Consider the following 14,096-nt stretch of genomic DNA (forward strand, 5'->3'; position numbering starts at 1 on the left):
CCCCGGTCCAGAAGTCAGGACAGCTTGCGCTCGTCCAAGCCTAGCCCGCGTCCGATGATTTCGCGCATGATTTCCGACGTTCCGGCGAAGATGCGGCTGATGCGGGCGTCGGTATACATGCGGCTGATGCGATATTCTTCCATATAGCCCGCGCCGCCATGGAGCTGGACGCATTCGTCCATCACCCGGCCTTCCAGCTCGCTGGTCAGCAGTTTGGCGGCCGACGCATCTTCGGGGGTCAGTTCGCCCGCGTTGAGCAGCAGCACGCACTGGTCGACATAGGTCTGGAGCGCATCCAGTTCGGCCCGCATCGACGCCATCTTGAATCGCGTATTTTGGAATGCGCCGATCGGCTTTCCGAACGCCCGGCGTTCCTTCACATAATCGAGCGTGATGTCGAACGCGGTCTGCGCCGTCGCCATGAAGCCGATGGCCGCGACCAGCCGCTCCTGCGCCAGGAAGCGCGCCAGATATTTGAAGCCCTGGGTCGGATCGCCCAGCACATTCTCCTTGGGCACCTTCACGTCGTTGAAGAAGAGCTCGGCCGTGTCCTGCGCCTTCAGCCCCATCTTCGCCAGCTTGCGCCCGCGCTCGAAGCCTTCCATCCCGCGTTCGACGACCATGAGGCCCAGACCGTGGCGGCTATTGGGATCGGTTCGCGCGGCGACGACGATCAGATCGCCAAGGATGCCGTTGGAAATATAGGTCTTGGCCCCGTTCAGCAGCCAATGGTCGCCCTTGTCCACCGCGTTGGTGCGCATGCCAGCGAGATCGCTGCCGGTCGACGGTTCGGTCATCGCGACGGCCAGAATCTTCTCGCCGCTGACGATGCCGGGCATCCAGCGGTCCTTCTGCTCGTCGGTACCGAGCTTCGCGATATAGGGCGCGACCAGATCATTATGCAGGTTGATATAGAAGCCTATGTCGCCATGGCGCATATTCTCCTCGATGATGATCTGCTCGAAGCGGAAATCGTCGATCCCCGCCCCGCCATATTTCTCGTCCGCCCAGGTGCAGAGCAGGCCCTGTTCGCCAGCCTTCAGGAACAGCTCCCGGTCGACCATGCCCTGTTCGCGAAAGCGTTCGGCATGCGCGCCCACCTCCGCCGTCATGAACTTGACGACGGAGTCGCGGAACTGCTCATGTTCCGGCTCGAAGATCAGGCGTTTCATGCCGGCATCGGCTCCTTGACCCTGGTTGCGCTCGCGGGCGCATAGAAATCCTCGCCCTTGGCGGCCTTGTCGCGCAGCCATGCCGACGGCAGGAAGCGCGGACCATAGAGCTGGGCGAGCCGGTCGGATTCCTCGACGAACGTCTTGAGGCCGATCGTGTCGATGTAGCTGATCGTCCCGCCGGTCCATGTCGGGAAGCCCCAACCATAGATCGCGCCCAGATCGGCATCCTGCGGGGTTTCGAGCACATTCTCCTCCAGGCAACGGGCGGTTTCCATCGCCTGCGCGTAGAGATAGCGTTTCTTCAGCTCCTCGACATCCCAATCCTGCTTGACCGGGAAGTGATCGGCCAGGCCCTTCCACAGATGCTTCTTGCCGCCTTCGGGATAATCATAGAAGGCGCCGCCCGCCTTGCGGCTGGACCGGCCGATCTCGTCCTTCATGCGGCGCATCACGGCAGTGCCGGCCGGCGGCGTATATTTATCGCCTTCCTCGGAGATCGCCTGGTCGACGATCTTGAGCGGCAGGTCGAGGGTCAGTTCGTCCAGCAGCGCGAGCGGCCCGACCGGCATCCCCACCGCCTTGGCGGCGTTCTCGATCACCGCGGGAGGCACGCCCTCCGCCAGCATCGCCGCGCCTTCATGGATCAGCATCTGGAACACGCGGCTGGTGTAGAAGCCGCGGCTGTCGTTGACGACGATCGGCGTCTTGCGCAGTTGAGCGATGAAATCGAGCCCCTTGGCTAGCGTTTCCTTGCTGGTCTGCTGACCCATGATGACCTCGACCAGGCCCATGCGGTCGACCGGCGAGAAGAAGTGCAGGCCGATGAACTGGTCCGGACTGCGCGACGCCTGGGCGAGCTGCGAGATCGGCAGGGTCGAGGTGTTGGACGCGAAAATGGCTTGGGTCGGCAATATGGCTTCAGCCTTCTTCGTGGTTTCGGCCTTGATCGCCGTATCCTCGAACACAGCCTCGACCACCATGTCGCAGCCATCGAGCAGCGCGAAGTCGTCGGTCGGCGTGATGCGGGCGAGGACGGCGTCCGCCTTGTCCTGCGTCAGCTTGCCCTTTTCGACCAGCTTGCCCAGCACCTTGGCCGAATAGTCCTTGCCCTTCTGCGCCGTCGGGACGTCGCGGTCGATCAGCACGACGTCGATGCCCGCATTGGCCGACACGAACGCGATGCCCGCGCCCATCATGCCGGCGCCCAGCACGCCGACCTTCCTGGCTTCGAACTTGGGGAAGCCTTCGGGGCGACGCGCGCCCTTTTCGGCCCCCTGCTTCGAAATGAAGGTGGTACGGATAATGTTGCGCGCGACCGGATCGGTCAGCAGCTTGGCGAAATATTTGCCCTCGACCGCGAGCGCCTTGTCGAAGGGCAGTTGCATACCGTGGAACACCGCGTTCAAGATCGCGGCGGGTGCGGGCTGGTTGTAGCCGACCTTGGCGAGGCCGCCGGTATACATCATGTATGCGCCGGAATCCTCGGGCACGGTCAGGCCCTTCTTCTGCGGCGGCGTCCACCCCTTCACGTCCCAGGGCTTGACCGGATCGGGGCAGGTGGCGAGCCAGCTCTTGGCTGCGTCGATCAGCTTGTCCGCCGGCACAACCTCGTCCACGATCTTGAGCTTGAGCGCTTCCTGCGGCCCGACCGAACGGCCCGACAGCAGCAGATCGAGCGCGGTCTTCATGCCCGCAATGATGCCCAGCCGCACCGTGCCGCCCGATCCGGGCAGCAGACCGACATTGACTTCGGGCAGGCCGACCTGCGCCTTGGCATCATCCACCAGGATGCGGCGGTGGCAGGCCAGCGCCAGTTCGAAACCGCCGCCCAGCGCCAGGCCGTTGATCGCCGCCACCCAGGGCTTGCCCGATCGCTCGATGGCGCGATGCATGTCGGTCGCGCGCTTCGCAAAGGCGTAGGCCTCCTGCGGCGTCAGCGTGCCGAACCCGTTCACCAGTTGTTTGAGATCCGCGCCGGCCATGAAGGTCTTCTTGCCGGACGTCAGGATGACGCCCTTGATGCCGTCGTCCTCGATGATCTGCTTCGTCGCCGCTTCCATGTCGGCGATGAAAGCATCGTTGACGACGTTCATCGAGCCTTCGGCGTCGAGGGTCAGGATAGCAAAGCCGTCTTCGGCCTTTTCCAGTCGCATAGTCTTCATGGGATGTCCCGCTCTATAGTTCGGTATGCGCTCAGACGCGCTCGATGATGGCCGCCGTGCCCAAGCCGTTGGCCGCGCACAGGGTGATGAGGCCGGTTTCCGCGTCCCGCCGCTCCAATTCGTCCAGCACGGTGCCCAGGATCATGGCGCCGGTCGCGCCCAGCGGATGGCCCATCGCGATCGCGCCGCCATTGACGTTGATCTTGTCGTCGGGGACGTTCAGTTCCCGCTGGAAGCGCATCACGACGCTCGCGAAGGCTTCGTTCAGTTCCCACAAGTCGATGTCCTTCTCGGTCATGCCGGCCGCCTTGAGCGCCTTGCGCGACACCGCCGCCGGGGCCGTCAGCATGATCGTGGGTTCCGACCCGATATTGGCGTAGGACCGGATGCGACCGCGCGGCTTGAGCCCGGCCTTTTCCCCAAATTCCTTCGATCCGACCAGAACCAGCCCCGCGCCATCGACGATGCCCGAGCTGTTGCCGCCATGGTGGACATAGTTCAACTCTTCGATTTCGGGATATTTGGCCTTCGCCACCGCTTCGAACCCGGCCTTGCCAAACCCTTCGAAGGCGGGCTTGAGCTTGGCTAGGCTCTCCACCGTGGTGCCAGGCCGCATATGCTCGTCATGGTCGAGCACCACGTCGCCCAGCACATCCTTGACCGGCACGATCGCATTTTTGAAATAGCCGTTTTCCCAGGCATGAGCGGCCTTGCGCTGGCTCTCTACCGCGAAATTGTCGACATCCTCTCGCGTGTAGCCGTCCAGCGTCGCGATCAGGTCGGCACCGATGCCCTGCGGCGCGTAATAATTGCTGAAGGCGACCGACGGATCGGACGTCCAGGCACCCGAGTCATAACCCATGACCGTGCGGCTCATCGACTCGACGCCGCCGCCGATGCCGGCCTGGATCATGCCGGAATGGACCTGTGCCGCGATCAGGCTGACCGCGTCCAGACCGGTGGCGCAGAAACGATGAATCTGCTGGCCCGCGACCGTCTGCGCATAGCCCGCCTGCAACACCGCCGCGCGCGCCAGCACGCCCCCCTGTTCGCCGACCGGCTGGGCCATGCCGATGATCACGTCGTCAAGCAGCCCCGTATCGAGATCATTGCGGCTCTGAAGCGCCTTCAGCAGTTGCGTCGCCATTTCGACAGAGGTGATCTCGTGCAGCGCGCCGTCCGGGCGGCCCTTGCCGCGCGGCGTCCGGACATGATCGTAGACATAGGCTTCCATCGTGAATTCCCGACCAGTGATACAAAAATCTCTGCCCTTGCTCTTGGAGCCGGCAGGCAAAGCTGCACCTATCCAACGAAAGGCGCAGACAGGGGCGATGGCTGCAATCTGATCATCATCAATAGCTGACCGGCATTTTAGGAGCGGACATCCGTGGTCACACAAGGCGAAGATTGCGCCCCATTCCGTATTTCTGCAACCACTCTGGGCGATCTGCTTCTCAAAGGGTGGGACAAGGCATCGGGCAAGGAAGCGCTGGTATTTCCGGGGGAACGCAAGACATATGACGATGTCGTACAGAGCGTCCTGAAGCGCGCGCGCGGCCTGAAGGCGCTGGGCATCCAGCGCGGCGACCATGTCGGCATCCTGCTGCCGTCCAGCATCGAATTTGTCGAAACCCTGTTCGCCAATGCGATGTGCGGCGCCGTCTCCGTGCTGATGAACGCGCGGTACAAGGCGCCCGAAATGGCCTATGTCGCGCAAAATGCCGATCTGGCTGCGATCATCACCAATGACATGATCAGTGACCATATCGATTTCGGCGGACGGCTGGTGGAGGCATTCCCCGACCTGCCCGATGCCACCGACTCCTCCGCACTCACGCTTGCGGACGCGCCTCTGCTCAAGCGGATCGTGATGCTGGGCGGTCGTTCGGCCCCTGGTTTCGTCGATCAGGCGACCTTCGACGCGGCGGCGCTGCGCGTGGAGGATGCGGAGGTTCATGCGTCCCGTCTGACCGTCAGGGTCCGCGACACCGCGATGATCCTCTATACGTCTGGCACCTCAGCCAATCCCAAGGGGTGCCTGCTCAGCCACGAGGCCGTCACCCGGGAGGCATCGAATCTCGCCCGTTATCGCTGGTCCTTCCAGCCCGACGAGCGCGCCTGGTCGCCGCTGCCGCTGTTCCATATCGCGGCGATGCTCTGCATGCTGGGCGCGATCGACGTGGGCGGCACCTTCATCGGCCAGCCGCATTTCGATGCCGGGGAGAGTCTGCGGCAGATCGAGGATGAAGGGGTGACGATGATGTTCCTGCCCTTCGTCACCTTCCATCAGGCCATGATCACTCATCCCGACTGGGCCAAGACCGACATGTCGTCGGTGCGCCTACAAAATAGCTGTTTCGCCTTCATGCCGGATCGCGTGGGCCAGGCCTATCGCGAGAAGGCCCCGAACATGCTCCAGGTGGGCACCATGGGCATGACCGAGGCGACCGGCATCGTCACCACCGGCGGCTATGCGATGGACCCGGAAATGGGCTTCAAGAAGCTCGGCTTTCCCCTGGCCGGCATAGAGATGAAGATCGTCGATCCCGAAACCGGCGCGGAGAAGGGCGTGGACGAACGCGGCGAAATTCTCATTCGCGGCTACAATCTGTTCGACGGCTATTACAAGGATCCGGAAAAGACCGCGGAAGCGCTGGACGCCGACGGCTGGTATCATAGCGCCGACATCGGATCGATCGACGAACAGGGCCATGTCATGTTTCATGGCCGGTTCAAGGATATGCTGAAAGTGGGCGGAGAAAATGTCGCCGCGGCCGAGGTCGAGGCGGTGCTGGCCACCCATCCGGCGGTTCGCCTGGCGCAGGTCGTCGGGCTGCCGGACGAGCGGCTGGCGGAAATTCCTGCGGCCTATGTCGAACGCGAAGGCGAGGTCGAGGTCGAAGCGGAGGAACTCATCGCCTTCACCCGCCAGCGCCTCGCTTCCTTCAAGGTTCCGCGGCATATCCGTTTCATCGACGAATGGCCGATGTCGGCATCGAAGATCCAGAAGTTCAAGCTGCGCGGCGCGTTGATGGACGAACTGGGCCTGAAAGACTGAAGCACGGCGCGTCGACGCCATGAAAGTGTAGGGAGAGTGACATGCGGGTGATCATCACGGGTGCTGCAAGCGGCATCGGCAGGGCCTGCGCCGAACTGCTGGCGGCCGGGTCCGTGATTCCGGGCGAACACAAGATGCTGCTCGCGGATCGCGACGCGGCCAATCTTCAGGTGGTGGCCGATGCCGTCGGCCCCACCGCGGCGACCTGCGTGGTCGATCTGGCCGAACCGGATTGCGGCGACCGGATCGTGGCGGCAGCGCTCGCGCATATGGACGGGATCGACGCCGTCATCAGCAATGCCGGCATCATCATGGGCGGCGCGCTGGTCGACCTGCCGATCAGCGATTTCGATCGCATCTTCGCCATCAACACCCGTTCCTCCTGGCTGCTAGGCAAAGCGGCCCATCCTCACCTCAGGGAGAGCAAGGGCGCCTTCGTCGCGACTGCGTCCATGTCGGCCACCCAGCCCACGCCTGCGCTCGGCTTTTATTCCTCCAGCAAGGCCGCCCTGCTGATGATGATCCGCCAGCTCAGTATCGAATGGGGCCCGGACGGCATCCGGTGCAATACGGTGTCGCCCGGCCCGACCTACACGCCGATGACGGCTGCAGGGTATAAGGACCAGTCGCGACGCGATCAGCGGGAGGCCAATATTCCCCTGCGCAAGCTGGGCGTGGCCGAGGATGTCGCGCAGGCGATCCTGTTTCTGATCGGTCCCCATGCCGGCCATATCAGCGGCGTCGACCTGCTGGTCGATGGCGGCATGAGCAACATGCTGATGCCCGCCAGTGGCGGCGGCACCGGTCAGAACCGGCAGAACTGATATGGGATCAAAGGGCCCGATCCACGCCAGCCGCCCATTCGGCATCGGTCCCGCCCCGCGCATTCTGCGGGTCGATCAACAACTGCGCCGTCGCCATCAAGTGGTCCGTCAGCAGCGCCACGGCGCGATCAGCGTCCCGCGCCAGCGCCGCATCGACGATCTGCGCATGTTCATGAACCAGATCCCGGTCGCCATGGGCCAAGGGTACGGTGAGATAACGGTAGCGCTCCGACTGGGCATAGAGCCAGTCGCGCATTTTGAGCAGCCATGGACTGTCGCACGCGGCGACCAGGGCATGGTGGAACGCCGCATGGGCGTCGGCATAATCCTCGTTCAGGCGGGCCGCTTCCCGCGGGTCGCGGGTCGGGGTCTTGCTCAACCTGTGGGCCGCACTGACGATCGCGGCTTCCCAGTCCAGGCCGCCCTTCTCGATGGCGCGCCGGAGGCATTGCCCTTCAATCTCGCTGCGGACCCTGACCAGATCGGTCAGGTCACCGATCGATATCGGCGTCACTCGAAAACCCCGCGCATCGTCCTGCGTCACGAAGCCCTCGGACGTGAGCCGCGACAGGGCTTCGCGCACCGCCCCGAGACTGAAGCCCTGCGTTTCCGTGATATCCTTGATGTTGATTTTCGCGCCCGGCACCAGCCGACAGGTCAGAAGATCGTCGCGCAATTGCCGGTAGGCGCGTTCGGTCAGGCTCAGCTTCTTCGTCATCGGAAGAGCTATATCAGCTTCGCCAACCGTGGCAATTCGACAAGATGTATTTTATTGCTTGAAATATATTTCAATAAAACCCATGCCATCGGTTCAGTGGGTTGGACAGATTCTCAGGAGGTTTGCATATGCGGTTGGCCAAGGTAACGAAGAATGGCGCGGTCGGTCTGGCAGTGGACACGGGCGCGGGCGTCAAGGCGCTGTTCGGCGACGCTGCCCTCTATGATCTGGATGCGCTGATCGCCAGCGGCGGCAGCGCCCTGACGGACGCCGGCGTGAAAGTCAGCGCAGAGGGCGAGGAAGTGCAGGTTGAAGACCTCATTTTCCTGCCGCCCCTCGTCAAGGCGCCCAAGATCCTCTGCCTGGGTCTCAACTACAAGGATCACGCAGCCGAAGGCGGATTTACCGTGCCCGAATTCCCGACGGTATTCGGCCGTTTCAATTCCAGCCTCATCGGCCATGGCGCACCGATCATCAAACCGCCCTGTTCCGATCAACTTGATTATGAGGCGGAAATGGTCGCGGTCGTCGGCAAGGGCGGCAAGGATATCAGCAAGGACGACGCGCTGTCGCATATCGTCGCCTATTCGGTGTTCAACGACGGTTCGATCCGCGACTATCAGCTCAAGACGCCGCAGTGGACGGTCGGCAAGAATTTCGACGACACCGGCGCCTTTGGCCCCTGGCTCGTGACGGCGGACGAACTACCTGCGGGCGGCGCCGGCCTCAAGATCGAAACCCGCCTCAACGGCCAGGTGGTGCAGAGCGCGAACACCTCGGACATGGTGTTCGATGTCGTCGACACGGTCGCCCTCCTTTCCACCTGCTTCACGCTGGAAGCAGGCGATGTCCTGGTCATGGGAACCCCGTCGGGCATCGGTCTTGCCCGCAAGCCTCCGCTGTTCATGAAGGATGGCGATGTGTGCGAGGTGGAAATCGAGAAAATCGGCCTGTTGGTGAACCCCATCAAGGCAGCATGATCGAAAGGTCGGGCGCCGCCCTGTCGGTGCCCGGCCAGCCAAGGAGGGAAGGATGAACCAGAACAGCCCGTCGGGACGTCGCACCAATAGTTTGGGCGTCCATTCCATCGATCATTTTGCGGTCGAAGTGCCCGATCTGGACGCCGCGCGGACATTCTACACGCTCTTCGGGCTTGAGGTCCGGGAGGGCAACGGCACGCTGGAACTCTATGCGGCTGGCAATCCGCATCGCTGGGCGGTGCTGAACCAGGGGGGCGACGCCAAGCGGCTGCGCTATCTGAGCTTCGGCATCTATCCGGACGAAGCAGATGCGTTCGCCGCCCATCTCGACGGCTGCGGCGTCACCCGGATCGAAGCGCCCGAAGGCGCGGAAGCGGACGGCATCTGGTTCGCGGGCTTCGATGGCCTTCCGATCAATGTCCGCGTTGCCGACAAGGCGACGCCATCGGAAAAGAGCCAGTTCACCTTCGTCAGCGCGGCGCCCGGCCAATCCGGCGCGATCCCCAACAGCAAGGCGCCAAAGGTTCACCCGCGCCGCCTTTCGCATTTTGCGATCTTCACGACCGACGTAAATGCCGCGATCGACTTTTATGAAAAGACGCTCGGCCTGCGCCTGTCCGACAAGAGCGAACCGGCCGTCGCCTTCCTGCACGGCGCCCATGGCAGCGATCATCACCTGCTGGCCCTCGTCCTGTCCGATCGGCGGGGCATGCACCACAATAGCTGGGACGTCGGGTCGGTGATGGAAGTGGGCCTGGGCGGCGCGACCATGGCGCGGGCAGGCTATGGCCCCAATTGGGGCGTGGGCCAGCATGTGCTGGGCGCCAATTATTTCTACTATGTGCGCGACCCCTGGGGCAGCTTCAGCGAATATTCGGCCGATATCGACTTCATCCCGCATGATGTCGACTGGCCGGCCGCCAACCATGCGCCGGAGGACAGCATGTTCCTGTGGGGACCAGACCCGTTCCCCGAATTCATCCAGAACACAGAACCGGCGGAGGCCTGATCGTCATGACCACATTCCTACTTCTCCATGGCGGCGGCATGGGCGGCTGGACATGGAAATATGTCCGCGAAATTCTGGAGGCGAAGGGCCACAAGGTCTACACGCCGACCTTCACCGGCTTTGGCGAGCGCGAGCATCTGATCGGCCGCGATGTCGGCAATGCGACCCATGTGCGCGACATCGTCAACGTGTTCAAATTTGAGGACCTGCGCGACGTCGTGCTGGTCGCCCACAGCTATGCCGGCACGGTCGCGCCCGGCGTGATCGCCGAGGTGGGCGACCGCATCGCCGCCATCATCTATCTCGACGCCATCGTGCCCCGGTCGGGGGAACGGATCGCCTCCCTCATGGGCTATGTGCCCGAAGACCAGCTCGCTGCGCTCGATGCGATGCTCGAAGCGGGCGAAGGCCCGGTCGGGTCGGGCGTGCACGAGATGCAGCGCGCGGCCGCCAAGGAACATCCGCATCTCATGGACCCGGCGCGGGAACAATGGCTGCTCGACAATCTGTCGGACCAGCCGATGAAGGCGACCGCCTGCGTCATCCCCGTGGGGGCCGAGACGATCGCCCGACCGGTCGACTATATCGCGGCAGCCATCACCGTGATGACGGCGATGCACGACCGGGCGCGCGAACTGGGCTGGACCATCCATGACCATCCGGGCGATCACGCCCTTCTGGTGGGCGATCCGGAGGGCACGACCGACCTCATCCTGAAGATTGCCGACGCGGGGGCCCTGGCATGAATGCCGCGGAGTTGTTCTCGGTACAGGATCGCGTCGCCGTCGTCACCGGCGGATCGACCGGCATCGGCCGCCATATCGCAACCGGCTTTGCCGCTGCGGGCGCCCAAGTCTATATCTGCGCGCGGACCGAGGCCAAGGTAACGGCAGCAGCAGCGGAGATTTCCGCCAAGACGGGCGGCCGCTGCAACGGCCTGGTCGCCGATCTATCGACGCTCGCGGGGATCGAGGCCCTGGTCGCGGCGGTGTCCGCACGAGAGCAGGCCGTGCATGTCCTGGTGAACAACGCCGGGACCATGGCCGACGCGCCCATAGACGACTATGGCGAGGACGAATGGGATCCGGTCATCGACCTGAACCTGAAAGCGCCCTTCTTCACGCTCCGGAAATTCCTGCCCCTGCTCCGCGCGGGGGGCACGGCGGAGCGCCCCGCATCGATCATCAACATCGGGTCGGTCGGCGCGCTCAAGGTCGGGCCGAAGGAAAATTACGCCTATCAGGCGTCGAAGAGCGCCATCCACTGGATGGCGAAGGGCCTCGCCAAGCGGCTGGGTAGCGACAACATCACCGTCAACGTCATCGCGCCCGGATTCTTCGAATCCGAAATGACCGTCATCACCTCCGACGAGATGCGCAAGATGGTCGTGTCCATGGTGCCGCGTGGCCGCGTCGGCACGCCCGAGGATCTGGCGGGCGCCGCCATCTATCTCGCCTCGCGCGCGGGCGCCTATGTCACCGGATCGGTCATCCCGGTCGAGGGAGGCTTGTCGATCTGATATGACCCAGCTTCATTTCGTCGCCATTGGCGGCACAATGCGCGCCTATTCCTCCACTGAGCGGGCGCTTCGCAAGGCGCTTGCCATCGCAGAGGACCGCGGCGCACGCACGACGCTGCTCGCCGGGGCGGATATCGACTTCCCGTCTTACGCGCCTGAAAATCCGGATCGTTCGGATGCGGCAAGACGTTATGTCGACACCCTGCGGTCGGCGGATGCCGTGATCATCGGCTCACCAGGATATCATGGTGCGATCTCCGGCTTTGTGAAGAATGCGCTCGATTATGTCGAGGATATGAGCCGCGACGAGCGTTGCTATTTCGACGGCCTGCCCGTGGGCTGTGTGGCAACAGCGGCCGGCTGGCAGGCCGCAGTCGCTACACTCCAGCAATTGCGGGTAATTACCCACGCGCTGCGGGGCTGGCCCACGCCGCTGGGCATCGCCATCAACACCATCGGCAGCGAAGGCGACCCGATCGAAAATGCGCCTATCCCCAGTCAGTTGGGGATGATGGTGGACCAATTGTTCAGTTTCTGCCGACGGCCTGCCCTATAGTTGGATAGGTTCGCAATGCATCCGCCGGGCGCTTAGTCGCAGTGCTACAAACGGGAACGACGATGGATTTTTCACTCACCGAGGAACAGCAGGCGTTCAGGGACATCGTCCGCCGCTGGGTCGATGCGGAAGCGCCCAAGGACTGGATGCGCGCGCTGGAGGCCGACGAAGAAAATTATCCCTATGCTTTGTGGGACAAGATTGCCGAGCAGGGATTTTTCGGGATCGGCATTCCGGAGGAATATGACGGCCTGGGCGGCGACGTCATGATGCAGATGATCTTCGCCCGCGAATTCGCGCGGACGGCCGGCGGCCTGCTGTGGGTCTGGGGCCTTACCTCCTTCGGCGGCGCGAAGACGATCGGCGCGGTCGGCACGGAGGAGCAGAAAAACCGCTGGCTGCGCCCCATGGCGCAGGGCAAGCTGCGCGTCTCGCTGTCGATGACAGAACCCGACGGCGGCACCGACGTTTTGGGCGCGATGAAGACCCATGCCGAAAAGGTCGAGGGCGGCTGGAAGCTGAACGGCGCCAAGATGTGGACGACCGGCGCCAAGGCGGCCGACAGGCTGCTCGTCCTCGCCCGCACCGACAAGACTGTCGAAAAGAAGCATCATGGCCTCACCATGTTCTTCGTCGACGCCAAGGCGCCCGGCATCACCGCTTCGCTCCTGCCCAAGCTCGGCATGCGCGCCATGGGATCGTGCGAGGTCCATTATGAGGATGTCTTCGTCCCCGACGAGGATGTGCTGGGGGAACCCGGACAGGCCTGGTACGCGATGCTGCCGACGCTCAACAATGAGCGGATCATGGTCGGTGCGCAATGTCTGGGCGCGATCGACGGCGTGCTGGAAGACGCGCTGGAATATATGCTGCAACGCAAGGCGTTCGGCGGCATCATCGGCCGGTTCCAGATCCTGCAGCACTATGTCGCGGACATCGCGACCTGGCAGAAGACGACCGAATTGCTGCTCAACAATGTTGCCTGGATGCAGGCCAACGGGATGCCGTGCGGCGTCGAGGCGAACATGCTCAAGATGGTCGCGACCGAAAATGCGGTGAAGGCCGCGGACCTCGGCATCCAGATATTGGGCGGCATGGGCTATTCGGCGGAGACCGACATGCAGCGTTACTGGCGCGATCACCGCATCTTGCGGATGACGCCGATCAGCAACGAGATGGTGCGCAACACGATTGCCGAAAGCCTCGGCCTGCCGCGTTCCTTCTAAGGGTTATAAGCGATGAGCGATCTCGACGATCTACCCCCTGCCCCCGACGCCGCCGGCACATCGCTGGACGGGGACAAGGTGTTCACCATCACGGCGGAGGAGAATGCCGCGCTATGCCGGTCGACCGGGATCGAGCCGGCCGCCGATGGCAGCGCACATCCCATCTATTATTATATCGCCACCCAGGTCGCGATGGGCAAGACGGTGGCGGGCGTCTGCGAAGCGTGCGAATTCGATGTCGAGGATGGCCCGATGATGGGCAGCAGCGGCGTGCGGTTCGATGCGCCGCTGAAGGTGGGCGAAAACTACAGAGTGACGGGAGAGATACTCAGCCTCGTCCGCAAGCGCAGCCGCAAGCTGGGCGTCATGGACGTGCTGACCTATCGCCTGCGCCTGCACATGCTCGATGGCACGCAGGTGCTGGAAACCGATAATGTGTGGGTATTGCCCCGCAAGGAGTTCGCCGCATGAGCCACGCCGTCGGAGACATGCTGCCGCCCTTCACGATCGAGAGCGTCAGCCCACAGGCCATGCAGCAATGGGCCGTGTTCCTTGCCGATCCCAATCCCATTCATCTCGATGTCGAGGTTGTGAAGGCGAAGGGACTGGGCGACCGGGTCATCAACCAGGGTCCGATCAACGTCGCCTATATGATGAACATGCTGATGCGCGCTTTTCCCGGTGGGCGGATCAAAGCGATGGATTCGCGCTTTCTGGACAACGTCTATGGCGGCGACCGGGCAGTGGTGACGGGCAAGATCGCGGCGATCGAAGGCAATGCCGTGACCTGCGAATTCTCGCTGGATGTCGATGGCCGCGGCACGGTCAATTCCGGCACAGCGACGGTGGAAACCTAAAAAATCAGAGGA

At 63.2% G+C, this 14,096-nt stretch carries 14 protein-coding genes; 10 read left to right on the forward strand and 4 right to left on the reverse strand.

What is annotated here, in order from left to right:
* Window positions 1–14: 14 nt before the first annotated feature.
* The 3 genes from ACFOKF_RS24515 to ACFOKF_RS24525 are packed head-to-tail and all read right to left on the reverse strand — an operon-like array spanning window position 15 to window position 4,571.
* Complete coding sequence (locus ACFOKF_RS24515) at window positions 15–1,172, reverse strand: acyl-CoA dehydrogenase family protein (RefSeq protein ID WP_380799184.1); 1,158 nt, start codon at window positions 1,170–1,172, stop codon at window positions 15–17.
* A complete protein-coding gene (locus ACFOKF_RS24520; RefSeq protein WP_380799185.1) occupies window positions 1,169–3,337 on the reverse strand; it encodes a 3-hydroxyacyl-CoA dehydrogenase NAD-binding domain-containing protein in 2,169 nt (722 codons plus the stop codon). The genes ACFOKF_RS24515 and ACFOKF_RS24520 overlap by 4 nt, the downstream gene beginning before the upstream one ends.
* Before the next feature lie 31 nt (window positions 3,338–3,368).
* Entirely contained in the window at window positions 3,369–4,571 is a 1,203-nt protein-coding gene (locus tag ACFOKF_RS24525) for an acetyl-CoA C-acetyltransferase (RefSeq protein WP_099232539.1), read from the reverse strand.
* Window positions 4,572–4,724: 153 nt separating this feature from the next.
* On the opposite strand from ACFOKF_RS24525, the gene ACFOKF_RS24530 reads away from it, so the two are divergent.
* Together ACFOKF_RS24530 and ACFOKF_RS24535 are read left to right on the forward strand one after the other, a co-directional pair.
* Window positions 4,725–6,395, forward strand: coding sequence for a class I adenylate-forming enzyme family protein (locus ACFOKF_RS24530; RefSeq protein WP_380799187.1), 1,671 nt, complete (start codon window positions 4,725–4,727; stop codon window positions 6,393–6,395).
* 41 nt (window positions 6,396–6,436) lie between these two features.
* Window positions 6,437–7,219 carry an SDR family NAD(P)-dependent oxidoreductase gene (locus tag ACFOKF_RS24535; RefSeq protein WP_099232541.1) on the forward strand — a complete coding sequence of 261 codons (783 nt, stop codon included), beginning with the start codon at window positions 6,437–6,439 and terminating at the stop codon, window positions 7,217–7,219.
* Between the two features lie 7 nt (window positions 7,220–7,226).
* On the opposite strand, the gene ACFOKF_RS24540 is transcribed toward ACFOKF_RS24535, so the two are convergent.
* Window positions 7,227–7,937, reverse strand: a complete 711-nt coding sequence (locus tag ACFOKF_RS24540) for a GntR family transcriptional regulator (protein WP_099232542.1) — start codon at window positions 7,935–7,937, stop codon at window positions 7,227–7,229.
* Between the two features lie 128 nt (window positions 7,938–8,065).
* Here ACFOKF_RS24540 and ACFOKF_RS24545 point away from each other — a divergent pair, with 128 nt between their 5' ends.
* The 8 genes from ACFOKF_RS24545 (at window position 8,066) to ACFOKF_RS24580 (ending at window position 14,084) form a co-directional block, all read left to right on the forward strand.
* Window positions 8,066–8,917: a fumarylacetoacetate hydrolase family protein gene (locus ACFOKF_RS24545; RefSeq protein WP_380799188.1), complete on the forward strand. Its 852-nt coding sequence runs from the start codon at window positions 8,066–8,068 to the stop codon at window positions 8,915–8,917.
* 52 nt (window positions 8,918–8,969) lie between these two features.
* The gene (locus tag ACFOKF_RS24550; RefSeq protein ID WP_380799189.1) at window positions 8,970–9,926 is read left to right on the forward strand and encodes a VOC family protein; all 957 of its coding nucleotides are present in this window, start codon (window positions 8,970–8,972) and stop codon (window positions 9,924–9,926) included.
* Window positions 9,927–9,931: 5 nt separating this feature from the next.
* The gene (locus ACFOKF_RS24555) at window positions 9,932–10,672 is read left to right on the forward strand and encodes an alpha/beta fold hydrolase (RefSeq protein ID WP_380799190.1); all 741 of its coding nucleotides are present in this window, start codon (window positions 9,932–9,934) and stop codon (window positions 10,670–10,672) included.
* Window positions 10,669–11,445, forward strand: coding sequence for an SDR family oxidoreductase (locus ACFOKF_RS24560; protein ID WP_380799191.1), 777 nt, complete (start codon window positions 10,669–10,671; stop codon window positions 11,443–11,445). Before ACFOKF_RS24555 ends, ACFOKF_RS24560 begins: the two co-directional genes overlap by 4 nt.
* A 1-nt stretch (window position 11,446) precedes the next feature.
* Complete coding sequence (locus tag ACFOKF_RS24565) at window positions 11,447–12,001, forward strand: NADPH-dependent FMN reductase (protein WP_380799192.1); 555 nt, start codon at window positions 11,447–11,449, stop codon at window positions 11,999–12,001.
* 62 nt (window positions 12,002–12,063) lie between these two features.
* Window positions 12,064–13,227 (forward strand): acyl-CoA dehydrogenase family protein, encoded by a 1,164-nt coding sequence (locus ACFOKF_RS24570; RefSeq protein ID WP_099232548.1) that lies wholly within the window; start codon window positions 12,064–12,066, stop codon window positions 13,225–13,227.
* 12 nt (window positions 13,228–13,239) lie between these two features.
* A complete protein-coding gene (locus ACFOKF_RS24575) occupies window positions 13,240–13,698 on the forward strand; it encodes a hypothetical protein (protein ID WP_375284773.1) in 459 nt (152 codons plus the stop codon).
* Entirely contained in the window at window positions 13,695–14,084 is a 390-nt protein-coding gene (locus tag ACFOKF_RS24580; protein WP_099232550.1) for a MaoC family dehydratase, read from the forward strand. Before ACFOKF_RS24575 ends, ACFOKF_RS24580 begins: the two co-directional genes overlap by 4 nt.
* The last annotated feature ends 12 nt before the right edge of the window (window positions 14,085–14,096 follow it).

The organism is Sphingobium rhizovicinum, from assembly GCF_042647625.1.
Taxonomy (GTDB): Bacteria; Pseudomonadota; Alphaproteobacteria; order Sphingomonadales; family Sphingomonadaceae; genus Sphingobium; species Sphingobium rhizovicinum.